The organism is Pseudoalteromonas sp. SG43-6, from assembly GCF_014164365.1.
GTDB classification, from domain to species: Bacteria; Pseudomonadota; Gammaproteobacteria; order Enterobacterales; family Alteromonadaceae; genus Pseudoalteromonas; species Pseudoalteromonas rhizosphaerae.
This window is the reverse complement of the sequence record NZ_JACJEZ010000002.1, coordinates 25,726-41,357: the sequence shown is the minus strand read 5'-3', so window position 1 is coordinate 41,357 and position 15,632 is coordinate 25,726. Positions and strand designations below refer to the sequence as shown.

Genomic DNA, 15,632 nt, shown 5'->3' with positions numbered 1-15,632 from the left:
TCACTGCTTTTGCACGCAGAAGTCACTGTTAGGTTTCGCGGTGGGTTTAGCACAATTGCGACACAGTAAAATGCGTTGGCTTGGCGCCAGACGGTGCAGGGGATGCATGCCGCTATTGTTATGCCGATAAAAACATCAGCGGGAAAATAATCTGCAATTGCGTTCGAGTCAATAAAAACTTTTAATTTAGTTAAAAATTCTTAATAGATGAATATTAATGCTTGCATTGTTTAGGTGAAACACCAAATTTTTGCTTAAACAAACGGCTAAAGTGACTGGGGTTGGTAAAGCCAAGATCGTAGCAAACTTGACTTATTTGTTGTCCTGATTGTAGAAGTTGGCGAGATCTCTTTAATCTTAGCTGTTGTTGCCACATGGCCGGAGTTTGCCCAAAGGCGAGTTTGAATTGCTGGTAAAATTTACTACGGCTCATGCAGGCTATTTTACATAAAGTATCGATATCTAAAGTTTGATTAAGATGTTCTTTAATAAAATGTAGGGCATCGGTTAATGGGCATGCAATAGTTTGTTGGCAATTGGCGAGCATTAAATCGCGGCTTTGTTGTTGTAATAATCGAGTGATTAACTCATTTACTGATAGATCAATTAAATAATGACGATCTTGCTCGTTTTCGCTAAATAACCCAATCATCCGTTCAAGTAATTGTTGGGTTTGTTGATTGTGTTGGGTATGCACCAGCTTTGGAATGTAATGAAAAAAATCATCGCTGCTTATTTGCTGCTGCATATTTAGCGCGTCAGCTACTTGGCTGATTTTATCGCGGCTAATTTCGATAGCCAAACAGGTGGTAGGTTGCTGCATTGATGCTTCTGGGAAGTCGATTAAAACCCCTTGTTCGGGTGCTAATACAAATGATTGCTGGGGTAAAAATTCTTCATGGTAGTTACTGTCAGCAACGTGCATCACTTTTTTACCGCTGATCATGCCGCAAAACAGCAGTTCGCTGGAATGCAGTGCTACTTTTTGTGCGTCTTGGTAGGTGTCGTAAATGCTCAGCTCGGCGTTGTCTGAGGCAAAAGTAATTTTATTTTCGATCAGTACATCAACCGCTTGGCGCTTTTTAGTCAGTTTTTCAGTCAATAACGTGGTATTCATTTTATTTCCTTTAAACACGACCAACAGAGTTTGGACGCACAGACATGTTTTTTGGACAGCTAATCAAGTTTTTATGCTTCTTATAAGCTAATGTCAACAGGTGACGGATAAATAAACAACAATCTCCCGTCAAACTTAGTCAATTTGATTAAATTTAAAAAGCAACATTTTGAATAAAGGACACACACAATGATCTATGCAAATCCTGGCAGCGACGGCGCACTTATTAACTTTAAATCCCAGTACGGTAATTACATTGGCGGACAGTGGGTCGAGCCTGTAAATGGTCAGTACTTTGATAATATTAGCCCCGTTAATGGTAAAGTATTTTGTAAAGTACCACGCTCTGATAAAGCGGATATTGAACTTGCCCTTGATAAAGCCCACGCTGCAAAAGCTGCTTGGGGTACAACTTCAGTAACGGCTCGTAGTAATATATTATTAAAAATAGCTGATCGGATAGAGCAAAACCTTGAGCTTCTTGCAGTTGCTGAAACGTGGGATAACGGTAAAGCCATTCGCGAAACATTGGCGGCAGATATCCCACTGGCGGCAGATCATTTTCGTTATTTTGCCGGTTGTATTCGCGCCCAAGAGGGCAGTATTGGCGAGATAGACGAAACCACAGTCGCGTATCATTTTCATGAGCCACTGGGCGTTGTTGGACAAATCATTCCGTGGAACTTCCCAATTCTAATGGCCGCATGGAAACTCGCACCAGCGCTTGCCGCAGGTAACTGTGTGATACTCAAACCGGCTGAACAAACACCAGTATCTATTTTAGTGTTGATGGAAATTATTGGTGATTTATTGCCTGCAGGCGTGCTTAATGTAGTAAATGGCTACGGTAAAGAAGCGGGCGAAGCGCTGGCAACCAGCACGCGTATAGCTAAAATTGCTTTTACCGGCTCAACTCCTGTTGGCTCACACATTTTAAAATGTGCCGCTGATAACATTATTCCATCAACGGTTGAGCTCGGTGGTAAATCACCGAATATTTTCTTTAACGATGTAATGGAAAAAGACGATTCCTTCCTAAGTAAAGCCATTGAAGGCGCAGTACTTGCGTACTTTAACCAAGGTGAAGTGTGTACTTGCCCATCGCGACTATTTATTCAAGAAGATATTTACGAGCAGTTTATTGAGCGTATTTTAGAGCGCACATTAAAAATTAAACGCGGTAACCCGCTTGATAGTGAAACCATGGTAGGCGCACAAGCGTCTAAAGCACAGTTTGATAAGATTCTCAGCTATATTGAAATTGGCAAAAAAGAAGGCGCACAAGTACTTACTGGCGGCAATGTAGAGCAACTAACAGATGAGCTAAATGGCGGTTATTACATTCAGCCAACGCTGTTAAAAGGCACTAACGATATGCGGGTATTCCAAGAAGAAATTTTTGGCCCGGTGATTTCAATGTCGACCTTTAAAGACGAAGCCGAAGCACTCGAACTGGCTAATAGCTCTGAATTTGGTCTAGGCGCAGGGGTATGGAGCCGCAACATGAACCGTGCTTATCACTTTGGCCGCAAAATAGAAGCAGGCCGTGTATGGACCAACTGTTACCATATGTATCCTGCACACGCTGCGTTTGGTGGTTATAAAAAATCAGGCATCGGCCGCGAAACCCACAAGCTTGCGCTTGACCATTACCAACAAACTAAAAATTTATTAGTAAGCTACAGCGAAGATCCGCTCGGCTTCTTTTAAATAAAGCGGTTAAGCTTAAACAAATAATTTTTATGAGTAATGAAAGCGCTGTATTGTTGCAGCGCTTTTTTACTTTTCTAAAGCACTGCGCTTTATATCCTCAAACACCTGTAATAACTTCCAAAATGCCAATTAAAACAACACCAAGTCCTCTTTTTATATTTTTCGTGAAATAGAAGTAACCGATTGAATCAAAATAGGAATTCGACTGTGGTTAGTACATCAATAAAAAATAAATTAAAAACGAATTATTCTTCAGGCTCGTTAGATTTTTATAGAGGCTGGAGTGCAATCTAAGCTGCTAAAAATTAAATCCCAATTCCTTGAAGTCATTTAGATATTTTGAGCTCTTATATGCGCAAAAATATTGAGTTTGCAAAAAGCGAGGCGGAGCAAAAGGATCCCTTTGTGATGTCGTATTTTATGAAAAAGATGATGAATTTGAATATATTTATGCAAATATCTTTTAATGTCCTAAATTTTGTGAGGCTAGATATGCACTATCTTAGGCAAAGATATTTATGCCTGTTGCTTTTTCGTTTTACCCAACACCCTTAAATTTAATGAGTTTAATATAGCAATAAATTAAGTTGTTTGTTAAAACACTTTGAGTGTAAGTATGTTATCGGCAGTACTATGAGTGAGTATAGTATGCTGATTGCTCCTGCAAAGAAATTCAACAAAGAGCCTGCACAAAGAAATGCAGCTTGATACTATATGTCTAATGATAATGGGTATAGCAAGTAATATGTGAGGTTATAGCAATGAATCAATTAACTGAAAAAACGATAGCATGTCCTTATTGTGGTGAGAATATTGACGTGCTGCTCGATCCGGCAGATGTTGATCAACAATATATTGAGGACTGCCAAGTCTGTTGTAAGCCTATTAATTTTTTAGTTTTTGAAAATATAGATGAAGAGCTTTCAGTGACGGTTTTTAGTGATGACGAAGCTTATTGACTATCTTTATAGGCACTTACACTCAGCAAGGTTTGGGCAGTATGTTTAGCTGCAAAGCAATGCAGTAATATATAAAAGAGTATGATTAACCAACATAAAAAGCGCTGCAATTAATTGCAGCGCTATGGTTGCATTACTTAATGGTTATTAACGGTCTAAGTTCATTACTTTAGTCCATGCCGCAACAAAGTCTTCTACAAACTTTTGCTTTGATGTATCAAAGGCATATACTTCTGCAACTGCACGCAGCTCTGAATTTGAACCAAAGATAAGGTCAACTGAAGTGGCTGTGTACTTTTGCTCACCTGATTGACGATCAAAGCCTTGATAAATCCCCGCATCTGATGACTTTTTCCAAACCGTAGACATATCCAATAAATTAACAAAGAAATCGTTATTTAGAGTGCCTGGCTTGTCAGTAAATACGCCGTAGTCAGTGCCTTTATAGTTCGCATCAAGCGAACGTAATCCGCCTACTAATACCGTCATTTCAGGCACTGTTAGATCAAGTTGATCTGCTTTATCTATTAGCATTTCAGTTGGCGATTTGTAGCTTTGTTCAGCATCAAAGTAGTTTCTAAAGCCATCGGCAGGCAGCTCTAATAAACTAAATGCATTAACGTCAGTTTGAGCTTGCGTAGCATCGCCACGGCCAGCATTAAACGGTACGTCTACTGTGTAGCCTGCATCTTTCGCTGCTTTTTCAATCGCTGCATTACCAGCTAACACAATCAGGTCGGCCAGTGACACTTGGCTTTTGCTAAAGAAACTATCATTAAAGTCGGTTTGAATCGCTTTTAAGGTTTTGATTACTTTTGCTGTTTCAGCTGGATTATTCACAGCCCAGTCTTTTTGTGGTGCAAGTGCAAGGCGTGCACCATTAGCACCACCGCGCATATCGGAATGACGGTAGCTTGCTGCAGATGCCCATGCAACACGTACTAGCTCTGATACGCTAAGACCTGAATCTAAAATACTGGCTTTAAGCTCTTTTACTGCGCCAGCATCAATGTTTGATTGAGTCTCTGCTGAAATAGGATCTTGCCAAATTAAGTCTCCTTTAGGAACTTCTTTACCTAAGAAGTTACGTGGTGGCCCCATATCTCGGTGAGTCAATTTGTACCATGCTTTAGCAAATGCCAGTTGATACTCTTTAGGGTCGTTTAAAAAGCGTTCAGCAATTTTGCGGTATTCAGGATCGAATTTAAGTGCTAAATCTGCAGTCGTCATGACTGGTGAATTAAACTTACCTTTCACATGAGCATCAGGTACGGTTTTGTGCATAGATTCGTCGGTTGGGATCCATTGGATCGCACCCGCTGGGCTGCGAGTTTGTTTCCACTCAAAGTTAAGTAGATTGCTAAGGTACAGTGATGACCAGCGAGTAGGAGCTTGTGTCCATGCGCCTTCTAAACCACTTGATACGGTATCTTCAGAGTGGCCTTTACCACATTTGTTTTTCCAGCCTAACCCTTGTTCTTCAATGCCTGCTGCTGCGGGCTCTGCACCCACACAATCTTTCGGTTTGTGCGCACCATGCATTTTACCAAAGGTGTGGCCACCTGCGATAAGTGCAAGAGTTTCCTCGTCGTTCATGGCCATGCGAGAAAACGCCACACGAATATTTTTAGCTGAACCGATTGGATCAGGAACCCCTTTAGGGCCTTCAGGATTTACGTAAATTAAACCCATGTGAGTTGCACCCAATGGGCGTTCTAATTTGCCGCTGGCATCTTCACGGTCGCTGGCAAGCATTTCTACTTCAGGGCCCCAGTAAACCATGTCTGGTTCCCAGTCATCAGTCCGGCCGCCGGCAAAACCATAGGTTTCAAACCCCATGTTTTCTAGAGCAACGTTACCGGCTAATACGATTAAATCTGACCATGAAAGTGCTTCTCCGTATTTTTGTTTAATAGGCCAAAGTAGACGACGCGCTTTATCTAGGCTTACGTTGTCTGGCCAGCTGTTGAGAGGTTCAAAACGTTGTTGACCGCCACCAGCACCACCGCGGCCATCAAGCGTACGGTAAGTACCTGCGCTGTGCCATGTCATACGGATAAAAAATGGCCCATAGTTACCAAAATCCGCCGGCCACCAATCTTGAGATTGTGTTAGTAGGGCATCAATATCACTTTTTACTGTGTCTAAATCTAGGCTATTAAATGCCTTGGCATAATTAAAGTCGGCACCGTAAGGGTTTGAGCGTTCATCATGATCACGCAGAGGTGAAAGGTTAAGTTGATCTGGCCACCAAAACTGGTTTGTTCTGGTTGCGCCCATTTTAGCTTCACCCATGCCAACAGCACCTTGTGGCTTTGACATTTGTGGTTTTTCTTGGCTAACAGCGGTGCCAGATATAAGTGCCATACTTATAAATCCAACAAGCGCTTTTTTATTGAATGAACGGTTTTTCATTGTCAGCTTCCTTAAAGTTAACGAATTTCGTTATACAAAGCGTATTACTACTTTAAACAGAGATCTCAATCGTTTTAAAAATTATTGAGTTGTAAATTTGTTTGCTCAAGTGAGGCTTAATCAAGCCTGAATAACAAAGCAATGAAAAGAATATAGCAACGGGCTGAAATGTGTGTGCGAAATAAAGCGATTACTACAATCTATAAATATGATTGATTTTGTTTTAGTGATTAGATAAATGGATTGTTTTTACTTAAGGCGGAGGGAGTAATACAGATAAAAAAGCCCAGCCAAAGCTGGGCGACTACAAAAAATCTAGTGCACTTTAATTAATTTACTCGTTATAACACCTGAGGTCATTGACCCTGATACGTTTAATGCGGTGCGTGCCATGTCTATTAATGGCTCAATTGAGATCAGTAACGCGACTATCTCAACCGGTAATCCCATGGTCGGTAATACAACCAATGCAGCAAACGTTGCGCCACCACCTACTCCGGCAATACCAAAAGAGCTTATAACAACAATGCCAATTAACGGTAAAATAAATTCGAATGTCAGCGGATCAATTCCTACGCTGGGTGCTACCATCATTGCCAGCATGGCTGGGTAAATACCGGCACAGCCATTTTGGCCAATAGTGGCGCCAAAAGAAGCCGATAAGTTAGCTATAGCAGGCGGCACTTTTAGCTGGTTAATTTGTACATCCACATTCATAGGAATAGAGGCTGCTGAACTACGCGAGCTAAATGCAAAGGTCAGTACTGGCCAAATTTTTTCAAAGTAACTCTTAGGGTTCACACCAACTAGGCTAAGTAATAAACCATGAGCAATAAACATTAATAATATAGCGACATAGGAAGCCACAATAAACGCCAGTAAATTAACAATATCATTGCTACTTGAGTTTGCCACAACGCTTGCCATTAACCCTGCGACGCCATAAGGCGTTAGCGCTATCACCATTCTTACTAAGTTCATTACTATGGCTTGTAAGGCGTTAACACCGTTGCGAATTGGATCTGCTAGTTCGCTACGTTCAAGCATCACCTTGCGTGCGGCAATCCCTACAAGGACACCAAAAATAACGACGGCAATTATAGAGGTTGAGCGTTGGTTACTTAAATCAGCAAATGGATTTTCTGGAATAAAGCTCAATAGCATTTGTGGCACACTTAAATCAGCTACATTGGCTGCTTTACCCTCTAGCGTGCTCATTTTTGCTGCCTCACGGGTTCCCGAAACTAAGCCTTCAATACTTAAATTAAAGCCATAGGTTACGGCAATACCAATTAAGGCTGCAATTGCCGTAGTAAAGAGTAAAACAGCAATACTAATGAACGATATTTTGCCCAAAGAGCCTTGGTTTTCTAGTTTCACCACGGCGGCAATCATAAACACCAATACCAATGGCATGATGATCATTTTTAATAGCCCAACATAGCCTTTACCAACAACACTTACCCAACTTAAAACGTCATTAATAGACTCTGGGGAGTGGGAAAATAAAAATTGTAAGGCTAAACCAAAAGCACTACCAACAACTAAGCCAAATAAAACAGTGCGAGATAAGGTTTTACTTTTTTGCGAAAAAAGATAAATCGCAAACAGCAAACCGACAAATAATGCCAGCATTAATAAAACAGCAAGCGACATAGCATCCTCTTTAAAGCTGTGAATAAGCGCGGCACTTTAGCGTTTTGTATCGGGTAACGAAAATACACTTTTGATATGCTATAGAACAAATTGATATGTGCTAATAATGTTTGAGTATAAAAAATACTATTGTACACAAATATAACCGTTGAGCTTCTATTTAAAGGTGCTAATAATCAATGGTAAATTAAGCAATGATAAAAAACAGTATGAATGGACTTCTTTGGTTGTTATTTAGATCTTAATAGCGTGTTTATTCGTATCAAAAATTTGTATTCAAAAGAATTTTTCCTAATCGTTTATTAATTAATAGTGAGAACAGAGATGTTGCGATCAGTTGTTGGTTTAATGTTTTTTATTTTTTTAAGTGGGTGTTCGAGTCAATACCCAAATCAGAACTTAGTCGGTAAACAGTTTCCAACTATCAGTGGTGAAAGCTTGGAGCAACAGCAATTTACTATCCCTACAGACTTTAACAACGCACAGACATTACTGTTAATTGGGTATAAACAAGATAGTCAATTTGATATTGATCGCTGGCTTATTGGCTTGGATATGAGTGGCATAAACGTCACCGCTTATGAGTTACCCACAATTCAAGGCATGGTGCCGCGTATGTTTAGTACTTTTATTGATAGCGGTATGAGAAAAGGCATTCCTAAAGAACTGTGGGGCGGGGTGATCACTATTTATAAAGACGGTGATGCAGTACAAGCGTTCACTGGTAATGAAAATCCGAATAATAGCCGCATCGTATTAATTGATGGTAGCGGTAAGATTATTTACTTTTATGATCGGGGTTTTTCGGTTGCTGCATTAAATGAACTAAAAATGGTGATAGATAAAAAGCAGTAATACCCTGTAATGACCCAAACATGGGCTGCATGTTTGGGTCATTTATTTTTAACTTAAGCTGCCTCTTACTCCGTTATTTTTATCAATCATTTTTATAGCAAGGATAGTCACTGTAACCTTGCTCAGTCCCGCCATACATAGTGGCTGCATCGGCTTCATTTAATGGCCATTTATTTTTTATGCGCGCTGGTAAATCAGGGTTTGCAATAAAAGGGCGACCAAAAGCAAATAAATCACCGTAGCCCTTAGCTAACATCGCCACCGCTTTTTCAACGGTGTACTTACCAGCGTAAATAATACGCCCAGAAAATTCAGCTCTGGCTGCTTGATAAAATTGCTCTGGTAAATCAGGGGCATTGTCCCAATCAGCTTCTGCAATTGAGAGGTAGGCAATACCGGCTTGTTCAAGTACTTTAATTGCTTCAATGTAGGTATGGTGCGGGTCTGATTCTACTAAGCCTAAATAAACACGGGTTTCATCAGTACTGCTAAATAAGGGCGCAAATCTAACCCCTAAGCGCTCAGGGCCTACTACGTCACTTACTGCCGCGACAATTTCTTTTAAAAAGCGCAGGCGATTAGTAAGAGAGCCGCCGTATTCATCATCTCGTTTATTGGTGTGCTCAGAAATAAACTGATTTACTAAATACCCATTAGCACAATGCAGTTCTACGCCATCAAACCCCGCCTCTAGCGCATTACGGGCAGCTTGTGCATACATGCCAACAAGCTCTTTTACTTCATTGGTTGTTAAAGCTTGTGGTTCACTTGGATCGGCTAAAGCGCCTTGAGCCGGTCCTGTTTCAATAAAGACTTTAACGCTATCAGCTGTTAGAGCTGAGGGAGCAATAGGTTTGGCTTCATTAGGCTGTAAGCTAGTATGTGAAACGCGGCCAACATGCCAAAGCTGGGCAAAAATAATTCCACCTTCTGCATGTACTGCATCAGTTACTTTTTTCCAACCAGCTATTTGTTGATTAGAATGAATGCCCGGTGTCCAGGCATACCCTTGTCCTCTTGGTTCAATTTGAGTGCCTTCGGTAACCATAAAACCAGCACTAGCACGCTGTGCATAATATGTGGCCATCACCTCGTTGGGGATATTGCCAGGAACCGTGCTACGTGAACGTGTAAGTGGCGGCATTACAATACGGTTTTTAAGTGTGTATGGGCCTAAATTGATTGATGAAAATAGACTGTCGATATTTTTACTTGGTTGACTCATTTTAATACCTTTTAAATTAATAATGCTGTTTAGTGCCAATTACAATGCTGGTGAGCATAGGGATTAAAAGGTACAATTTGAAACAATGCTTTTTTGTTTAAGATACAATTATGAATGGTATATCTCGGCTTGATATAAAACAATTACGAATATTGAGTGCATTACTTAAACTAAAAAATGTGTCGGATGTGGCCCGCAAAATGGGCTTAACCCAGCAGGCTATTAGTGAGCAGCTGCGAAAATTGCGTGACTTATTTGACGATCGGCTTTTTATTCGCCAAGGCAATACAATGGTTGCAACACCTAAAGCAATTGCACTAGAGAAGCCCATTAATCAAATATTAACTCAGGTAGAAGCGTTATTAATACCTAAACAATTTATCCCAAGTAGCTACAAGGGCGTATTTACAATAAGTGCGACTGATTACGCTATAGCAGCTCTTTTGCCACAATTATTAGAAATAACAAGACGCGAAGCGCCAGGATTAAAGCTGATTATTCGTGACTTTGCCTCTGATAATGTTAATCAATTAATAAGTGCAGGAGAGCTGGATTTATTAATTAGTTTTCCTGAATTTATCCCTGCAAACTTAATCTATGACACATTATTTGAAGAACAACATATTTGTATTGCGGGGAAAAACACGGTGTTTTCTTCATCGACGTTGAGCCTTGCTGAAGTGGCCGCACACCCTCAATTAGTGGTTTCAGCGTCACGTGCTAACTTACGAGGCTCTCACGACCAGTGGTTTGCTGATAAGGGGTATGCGCGCAATATTGTTATGTCAGTGCCTGGCTTTTCATTTGTCCCCGATTTGCTTTGCAGTACTGACTTAATTGCTTTTTACCCATCGCGTTTACTGCCAAACGCCAAAGTGAAACAGCTTGAAGTTGAATTATTACCACCGCCATTTAAGGTGATTGCAGCGTGGCATCCACGTTCAAATAACAGCGATATTCACCAGTGGTTAATAGCGCAATTAAAACGGATTTAGTGACTATTTAATTAGTTGACGAATATCGTTCCCTGTTGGTGCCTCATGGGCACGTAACGAAAAGGCGGGTAATATCGCTAATATATGGTCAAATATATCTGACTGAATATTTTCATACTCACCCCAATTAGTTGTATTGGTAAATGCATAAATCTCAATGGGTAAGCCATTTTTAGTTGGCTCTAGCTGCCTTACCATCAGTGTCATTCCCTGATGAATATGTGGGTGATGTTTTAATAGCGCGACTAAATAATGACGAAATGTGCCAACATTAGTGAGCCGGCGACCATTTAACGTACAGCTCATATCTATTTTTTTCGTGGTATTTTGCTCGTTAATAACCGGTAGGGTAATTTCGAGGTAGTGGCTTAATAAATCTGCTTTTTTCAGCGCGGTGATCTCTTGCTCATCTAAAAAGCGCACACTGCTCATTTCTATGTGAATACTCCGTTTTATGCGCCTGCCACCGGATTCTGACATACCGCGCCAGTTTTTAAATGAGTCAGAAATTAGCGCATAAGTTGGGATAGTGGTAATGGTTTTATCCCAATTTCTTACTTTAACTGTGGTCAAGGCTATATCAATCACATCGCCATCTGCGCCGTATTTGGGCATTTCTAACCAATCACCAACCGCAAGCATATTGTTTGCTGAGAGCTGAATACCGGCCACCAGCCCTAAAATAGCGTCTTTAAACACCAGTAGCAGTACAGCCGATAGCGCACCTAAACCACTGAGTAATATTAACGGGGATTTATTCATTAATAATGAAATCGCTAAAATACCGGTTAATACGCTGGCGATCAGTTTAATTGTTTGTAAAAAACCACGTAATGGAAAGTGAGCTGCAATGGGTTGCCTGTCAGATATCGCTTGAAAAATATTAAGCAAAGAGAACAGCGAAAGTAGTGCAAATAAAATGATCCACTGATCAGTAAACATCTCAATGATATGTAAAAAAGCCGTTCCTTCGGGAACCCAGAGCCTTGCTTGTATAACAACCACAGCACCTTGTAAAACAAAGGAAATATTACGTGTTAATTTAAGCGCTAAGTCGGCAGGCGTGTGGATATCGGTTTGAACAACTTTATCACTAAAGCGGCCTTTAAGTAGTCGTTTTGAAACTGACCTTAAAATGAGGTGCAATATGAGCGCAAATAAGCCAACCCAGCACAGTACTAATATGTCGTACCATAAATACGCACTCCCAGGAAAATAAAGACTAAACCATTGCAGTAAAAATTCTCGCAGCTGCGATCGTATTTCAGTCATTTATATTCCCAAGAGATTTATTTGCGTGAGTTTCACTATTTAATGAAATCTAGTTAAGCAGATGGGGCGTGAAAAGTCTATTTAAGCCGTGCTTAAATAGACGTTTTAGAAATAATATTTATATTTTACTTTCAGCAAGTTGCAGAGTTAATTCCTCAAAAATACTCGGATCGTCAATGGTTGATGGAATTTGCAGTTCTTCACCATCAATAAGTTGACGTAAGTTTTTGCGTAAAATTTTACCTGAGCGTGTTTTTGGTAAGCGCTCTACACACATAATATTTTTAAGACACGCAATAGCGCCGATTTGATTACGCACGGTTTGCACCAATTGTTGCTCTACTTCTTTATGCGAGCCACGAAAATCATTTTTTAACACTACCATGGCCATGGGGTTTTGACCCTTGAGCGCATCATTAATACCAAATACGGCACACTCAGCAACTGCTGGGTGAGCGGCTACAATTTCTTCCATTTCACCGGTTGATAAACGATGCCCCGCGACATTAATCACATCATCGGTGCGGCCCATAATAAATAGGTAGCCATCATCATCAATATAACCGCCGTCGCCAGAAAGATAATAGCCATCATATTCACTTAAATAACCGGCTTTAAAGCGCTCGGTATTTTGCCAAATAGTAGGTAAACATCCTGGCGGTAAAGGCAGTTTAATAACGACTGCACCTTGTTCATTGGGGGCGCATTGGTCGCCATTCATATCTAAAATACGTACGTCAAACCCAGGAGTCGCAACCGTTGAACTGCCTGCTTTTGTAGGTAGGTGCTCAATGCCGACAGGATTACAGGCTATCGCCCAACCAGTTTCGGTTTGCCACCAATGATCAAGTACAGGTAGGCCTGTTTTTTCTTTGAGCCAATCGTAGGTGGGGGGATCTAAGCGCTCGCCTGCTAAAAACAAGCGTTTCAGACTTGAAGTATCGTATTGTTTAAACCCATCGGCATTGGGGTCTTCTTTTTTTATCGCTCTAAAGGCTGTCGGTGCGCTAAATAAAGCCGTTACTTTATACTGTTCAACCACTCGCCAAAATGCACTGGCATCTGGGGTTCTAACCGGTTTACCTTCAAATAAAATAGTGGCGCAGCGGTACATAAGCGGTGCATACACTATGTACGAATGGCCTACAACCCAACCAATATCCGAAGCGGCCCAAAACACGTCACCGGGTTTCATTCCGTATACGGTTTCCATGCTGTAATGCATGGCCACGGCATGGCCGCCATTTTCACGAACAACCCCCTTGGGAGTACCCGTTGTGCCTGACGTGTATAAAATATAAAGCGGGTGATCGCCATTTACCGGAACGGGATCAACGCCAGTAGCTGTTTGCATTGCAACAGCCCAGTCAATATCACGCTCAGGCATAAGTGGTGCAGTTACTTGCTCACGCTGATAAATTATACAATTTTCTACTTTATACGAGGCTGATTCGAGCGCGTTATCAAGTAACTCTTTGTATTCAATTACGGTATTCACTTCCACACCGCAAGAAGCACTGAGTACTAACTTAGGCTTGGCGTCATCAATTCTTACGGCAAGCTCATGCGCTGCAAACCCGCCAAATACGACCGAATGAATAGCGCCGATGCGGGCGCAGGCTAACATACCAATTACGGCCTCGGGGATCATGGGCATATAAATAACCACGCGGTCGCCTTTTGTTACGCCTAAAGACTGCATTACTCCTGCGAATTTAGCGACCTCTTGTTGTAGTTCAAAGTAGCTGTAGCTGCGCGCGGTATGGGTTACGGGTGAGTCATAAATTAACGCTGTTTCATCACCATGGCCGGCAATAACATGCTGATCTACCGCTAAAAAGCAGCTATTAAGTTGGCCGTCGGCAAACCAGTGATATAAACCGTTTTCATCTTGTGTGTAAGCTGTTTCGGGGGCCTGGTACCAAGGGAGGCGTTTACTTTGCGATAACCAAAACGCTGCCGGGTTTTGTTTAAACTCGTTGTAGTGTTGTTTGTATTCACCTGACATAAAGGCTCCTGAGCAAAATTTAATATAACTTTATTTAAAACTAAGCGCTTTTTATCAGGAGTGATATTCGACTATGGTCGGTTAAATAATGAACGGATTGTGTGGTTTTTAGCTAACGCTATGGTTTATAACGAACTAACGACTAGTTTGATGATTTAAATGAGGTAACATATAAAAATGATGAACTATTTAATGTGGTAATAATGAGTCAAGTTGTCAGAGTAGGCGTTGCAGTGATAGTAATGCATGATAATAAAATTTTACTCGGTGAGCGAATAGGCGGCCATGGTGCAAATACCTGGGCAACCCCTGGGGGGCATTTAGAATTTGGTGAAACGGTTGAGCAATGTGCAGTGCGTGAAGTCGCTGAAGAGACAGGGCTTACTGTTACTAATATTCGTAAACTCGATTTTACCAACGATATTTTTAGCGCCGAGAACAAGCACTATATTACTTTATATGTACGGGCAAAGTATGAAGATGGCGAGCCTGTGAATAAAGAGCCTAACAAATGTTTACAGTGGCGTTGGTGCGATATTAATAACTTACCTTCACCTTTATTTACTTCATTGAAAAATTACTTAACGCAAGGCGTTTTACCTACTCAATACTAAAGACGCATTGGAATAGGGAGTTGCCATTTATTTAAAATTTGTTGGTATTCACCGCTTTCTTTTATCGCGTTTAATCTATCAGTAATAATTTTCGCTGTTTGCGGGTTAAGCTGCTTACTTGCTGCAAAGTGAAGAGAAGAAGGTAGCTCATCTAAGTGTATACGCTTAGTAATTAAGCTTGGGTCGAGCCCTGCTCGCTTTAACTCGTTTTCAAGAGTGAGGGTGTTAGTCACCACAAAATCGATACGATTTTTATACAGCATTCTCCATAGCTGCTGGTAGTAACTCACTAAGACTAGATTCTCACTTTCAGTAAAGCCTTGAGCTTCTAAATAAGCTTGTGCAGAATAACCGCGAATAGTGGCTACTTTGTATTCTTTGGCAAAGTTTAAGTGAATCACTTCATCGTTATGACTGCGTAAACTTACTAGGTATGCATCTGCAAAATACACTTTTCCCAGCCACTTAAACTGGCTGTTTTTGTTTGGTGTTTTTAACAGTGACAGCATGATGGCATTAGGATTGGCTTGTTGTTGTTGAAACATACGCGCCATCGGCATTATTTCAAACGTTGCTGTTAAAGCCGTGCCTTTTAATACTGCTTTAGCGATATCTACTAAGGCACCCTGCGCTTCACCTTGAGGGTTTTTAAAATGATAAGGGGGCAAATCTTCAGCGATGAAGGTAACCGGGTTTGCGTGACAGGCCGCACTATAAAAAACCAATACAAAAACAGTTAACATCATACGCAAACGCATAAATAATTGTCTTTAAAGCAATACATGAGGCTAGTGTAAATAAAA

The 15,632-nt window shown here is 40.9% G+C and carries 12 protein-coding genes; 5 read left to right on the top strand and 7 right to left on the bottom strand.

All coding sequences use genetic code 11. From position 1 onward, the window contains the following. Window positions 1-214: 214 nt before the first annotated feature. Window positions 215-1,117 carry an AraC family transcriptional regulator gene (locus H5201_RS00955; RefSeq protein WP_182783510.1) on the bottom strand — a complete coding sequence of 301 codons (903 nt, stop codon included), beginning with the start codon at window positions 1,115-1,117 and terminating at the stop codon, window positions 215-217. 189 nt (window positions 1,118-1,306) lie between these two features. On the opposite strand from H5201_RS00955, the gene H5201_RS00950 reads away from it, so the two are divergent. Both H5201_RS00950 and H5201_RS00945 read left to right on the top strand, forming a co-directional pair. Further along, entirely contained in the window at window positions 1,307-2,827 is a 1,521-nt protein-coding gene (locus H5201_RS00950; protein ID WP_145234333.1) for an aldehyde dehydrogenase family protein, read from the top strand. Window positions 2,828-3,591: 764 nt separating this feature from the next. Next, window positions 3,592-3,789 (top strand): CPXCG motif-containing cysteine-rich protein, encoded by a 198-nt coding sequence (locus tag H5201_RS00945; protein ID WP_145234329.1) that lies wholly within the window; start codon window positions 3,592-3,594, stop codon window positions 3,787-3,789. Window positions 3,790-3,936: 147 nt separating this feature from the next. On the opposite strand, the gene katG is transcribed toward H5201_RS00945, so the two are convergent. Next, window positions 3,937-6,204, bottom strand: coding sequence for a catalase/peroxidase HPI (gene katG / locus H5201_RS00940; RefSeq protein WP_182760760.1), 2,268 nt, complete (start codon window positions 6,202-6,204; stop codon window positions 3,937-3,939). A gap of 315 nt (window positions 6,205-6,519) precedes the next feature. Further along, window positions 6,520-7,860 (bottom strand): L-cystine transporter, encoded by a 1,341-nt coding sequence (locus H5201_RS00935; RefSeq protein WP_149979997.1) that lies wholly within the window; start codon window positions 7,858-7,860, stop codon window positions 6,520-6,522. A 324-nt stretch (window positions 7,861-8,184) separates the two neighbouring features. On the opposite strand from H5201_RS00935, the gene H5201_RS00930 reads away from it, so the two are divergent. Further along, window positions 8,185-8,715 (top strand): hypothetical protein, encoded by a 531-nt coding sequence (locus H5201_RS00930; RefSeq protein ID WP_145234322.1) that lies wholly within the window; start codon window positions 8,185-8,187, stop codon window positions 8,713-8,715. An 82-nt stretch (window positions 8,716-8,797) separates the two neighbouring features. Here H5201_RS00930 and H5201_RS00925 read toward each other — a convergent pair whose 3' ends face one another. Continuing rightward, a complete protein-coding gene (locus tag H5201_RS00925) occupies window positions 8,798-9,940 on the bottom strand; it encodes an alkene reductase (RefSeq protein WP_182783508.1) in 1,143 nt (380 codons plus the stop codon). A 110-nt stretch (window positions 9,941-10,050) separates the two neighbouring features. Here H5201_RS00925 and H5201_RS00920 point away from each other — a divergent pair, with 110 nt between their 5' ends. Then, a complete protein-coding gene (locus H5201_RS00920; protein WP_024601320.1) occupies window positions 10,051-10,935 on the top strand; it encodes a LysR family transcriptional regulator in 885 nt (294 codons plus the stop codon). Between the two features lie 3 nt (window positions 10,936-10,938). On the opposite strand, the gene H5201_RS00915 is transcribed toward H5201_RS00920, so the two are convergent. Both H5201_RS00915 and H5201_RS00910 read right to left on the bottom strand, forming a co-directional pair. Next, window positions 10,939-12,207 (bottom strand): mechanosensitive ion channel family protein, encoded by a 1,269-nt coding sequence (locus H5201_RS00915; RefSeq protein WP_182783506.1) that lies wholly within the window; start codon window positions 12,205-12,207, stop codon window positions 10,939-10,941. A 118-nt stretch (window positions 12,208-12,325) separates the two neighbouring features. After that, entirely contained in the window at window positions 12,326-14,215 is a 1,890-nt protein-coding gene (locus tag H5201_RS00910) for an AMP-binding protein (protein ID WP_182783504.1), read from the bottom strand. 203 nt (window positions 14,216-14,418) lie between these two features. Between H5201_RS00910 and H5201_RS00905 the strand changes: the two genes are divergently transcribed. Beyond that, entirely contained in the window at window positions 14,419-14,829 is a 411-nt protein-coding gene (locus tag H5201_RS00905; RefSeq protein WP_182783502.1) for an NUDIX hydrolase, read from the top strand. Here H5201_RS00905 and H5201_RS00900 read toward each other — a convergent pair. Then, on the bottom strand, window positions 14,826-15,587 hold the full coding sequence (locus H5201_RS00900) for an ABC transporter substrate-binding protein (RefSeq protein ID WP_182783501.1): 762 nt from the start codon (window positions 15,585-15,587) through the stop codon (window positions 14,826-14,828). The genes H5201_RS00905 and H5201_RS00900 overlap by 4 nt on opposite strands. Between the last annotated feature and the right edge of the window lie 45 nt (window positions 15,588-15,632).

Excerpts from the sequence above, each read along its gene's own strand:
- H5201_RS00925 (WP_182783508.1), bottom strand. The coding sequence starts at position 9,940 with ATGAGTCAACCAAGTAAAAATATCGACAGTCTATTTTCATCAATCAAT.
- H5201_RS00945 (WP_145234329.1), top strand. The coding sequence starts at position 3,592 with ATGAATCAATTAACTGAAAAAACGATAGCATGTCCTTATTGTGGTGAG.
- H5201_RS00905 (WP_182783502.1), top strand. The coding sequence starts at position 14,419 with ATGAGTCAAGTTGTCAGAGTAGGCGTTGCAGTGATAGTAATGCATGAT.
- H5201_RS00900 (WP_182783501.1), bottom strand. The coding sequence starts at position 15,587 with ATGCGTTTGCGTATGATGTTAACTGTTTTTGTATTGGTTTTTTATAGT.
- H5201_RS00950 (WP_145234333.1), top strand. The coding sequence starts at position 1,307 with ATGATCTATGCAAATCCTGGCAGCGACGGCGCACTTATTAACTTTAAA.
- H5201_RS00935 (WP_149979997.1), bottom strand. The coding sequence starts at position 7,860 with ATGTCGCTTGCTGTTTTATTAATGCTGGCATTATTTGTCGGTTTGCTG.
- H5201_RS00955 (WP_182783510.1), bottom strand. The coding sequence starts at position 1,117 with ATGAATACCACGTTATTGACTGAAAAACTGACTAAAAAGCGCCAAGCG.
- katG (WP_182760760.1), bottom strand. The coding sequence starts at position 6,204 with ATGAAAAACCGTTCATTCAATAAAAAAGCGCTTGTTGGATTTATAAGT.
- H5201_RS00910 (WP_182783504.1), bottom strand. The coding sequence starts at position 14,215 with ATGTCAGGTGAATACAAACAACACTACAACGAGTTTAAACAAAACCCG.
- H5201_RS00915 (WP_182783506.1), bottom strand. The coding sequence starts at position 12,207 with ATGACTGAAATACGATCGCAGCTGCGAGAATTTTTACTGCAATGGTTT.
- H5201_RS00930 (WP_145234322.1), top strand. The coding sequence starts at position 8,185 with ATGTTGCGATCAGTTGTTGGTTTAATGTTTTTTATTTTTTTAAGTGGG.
- H5201_RS00920 (WP_024601320.1), top strand. The coding sequence starts at position 10,051 with ATGAATGGTATATCTCGGCTTGATATAAAACAATTACGAATATTGAGT.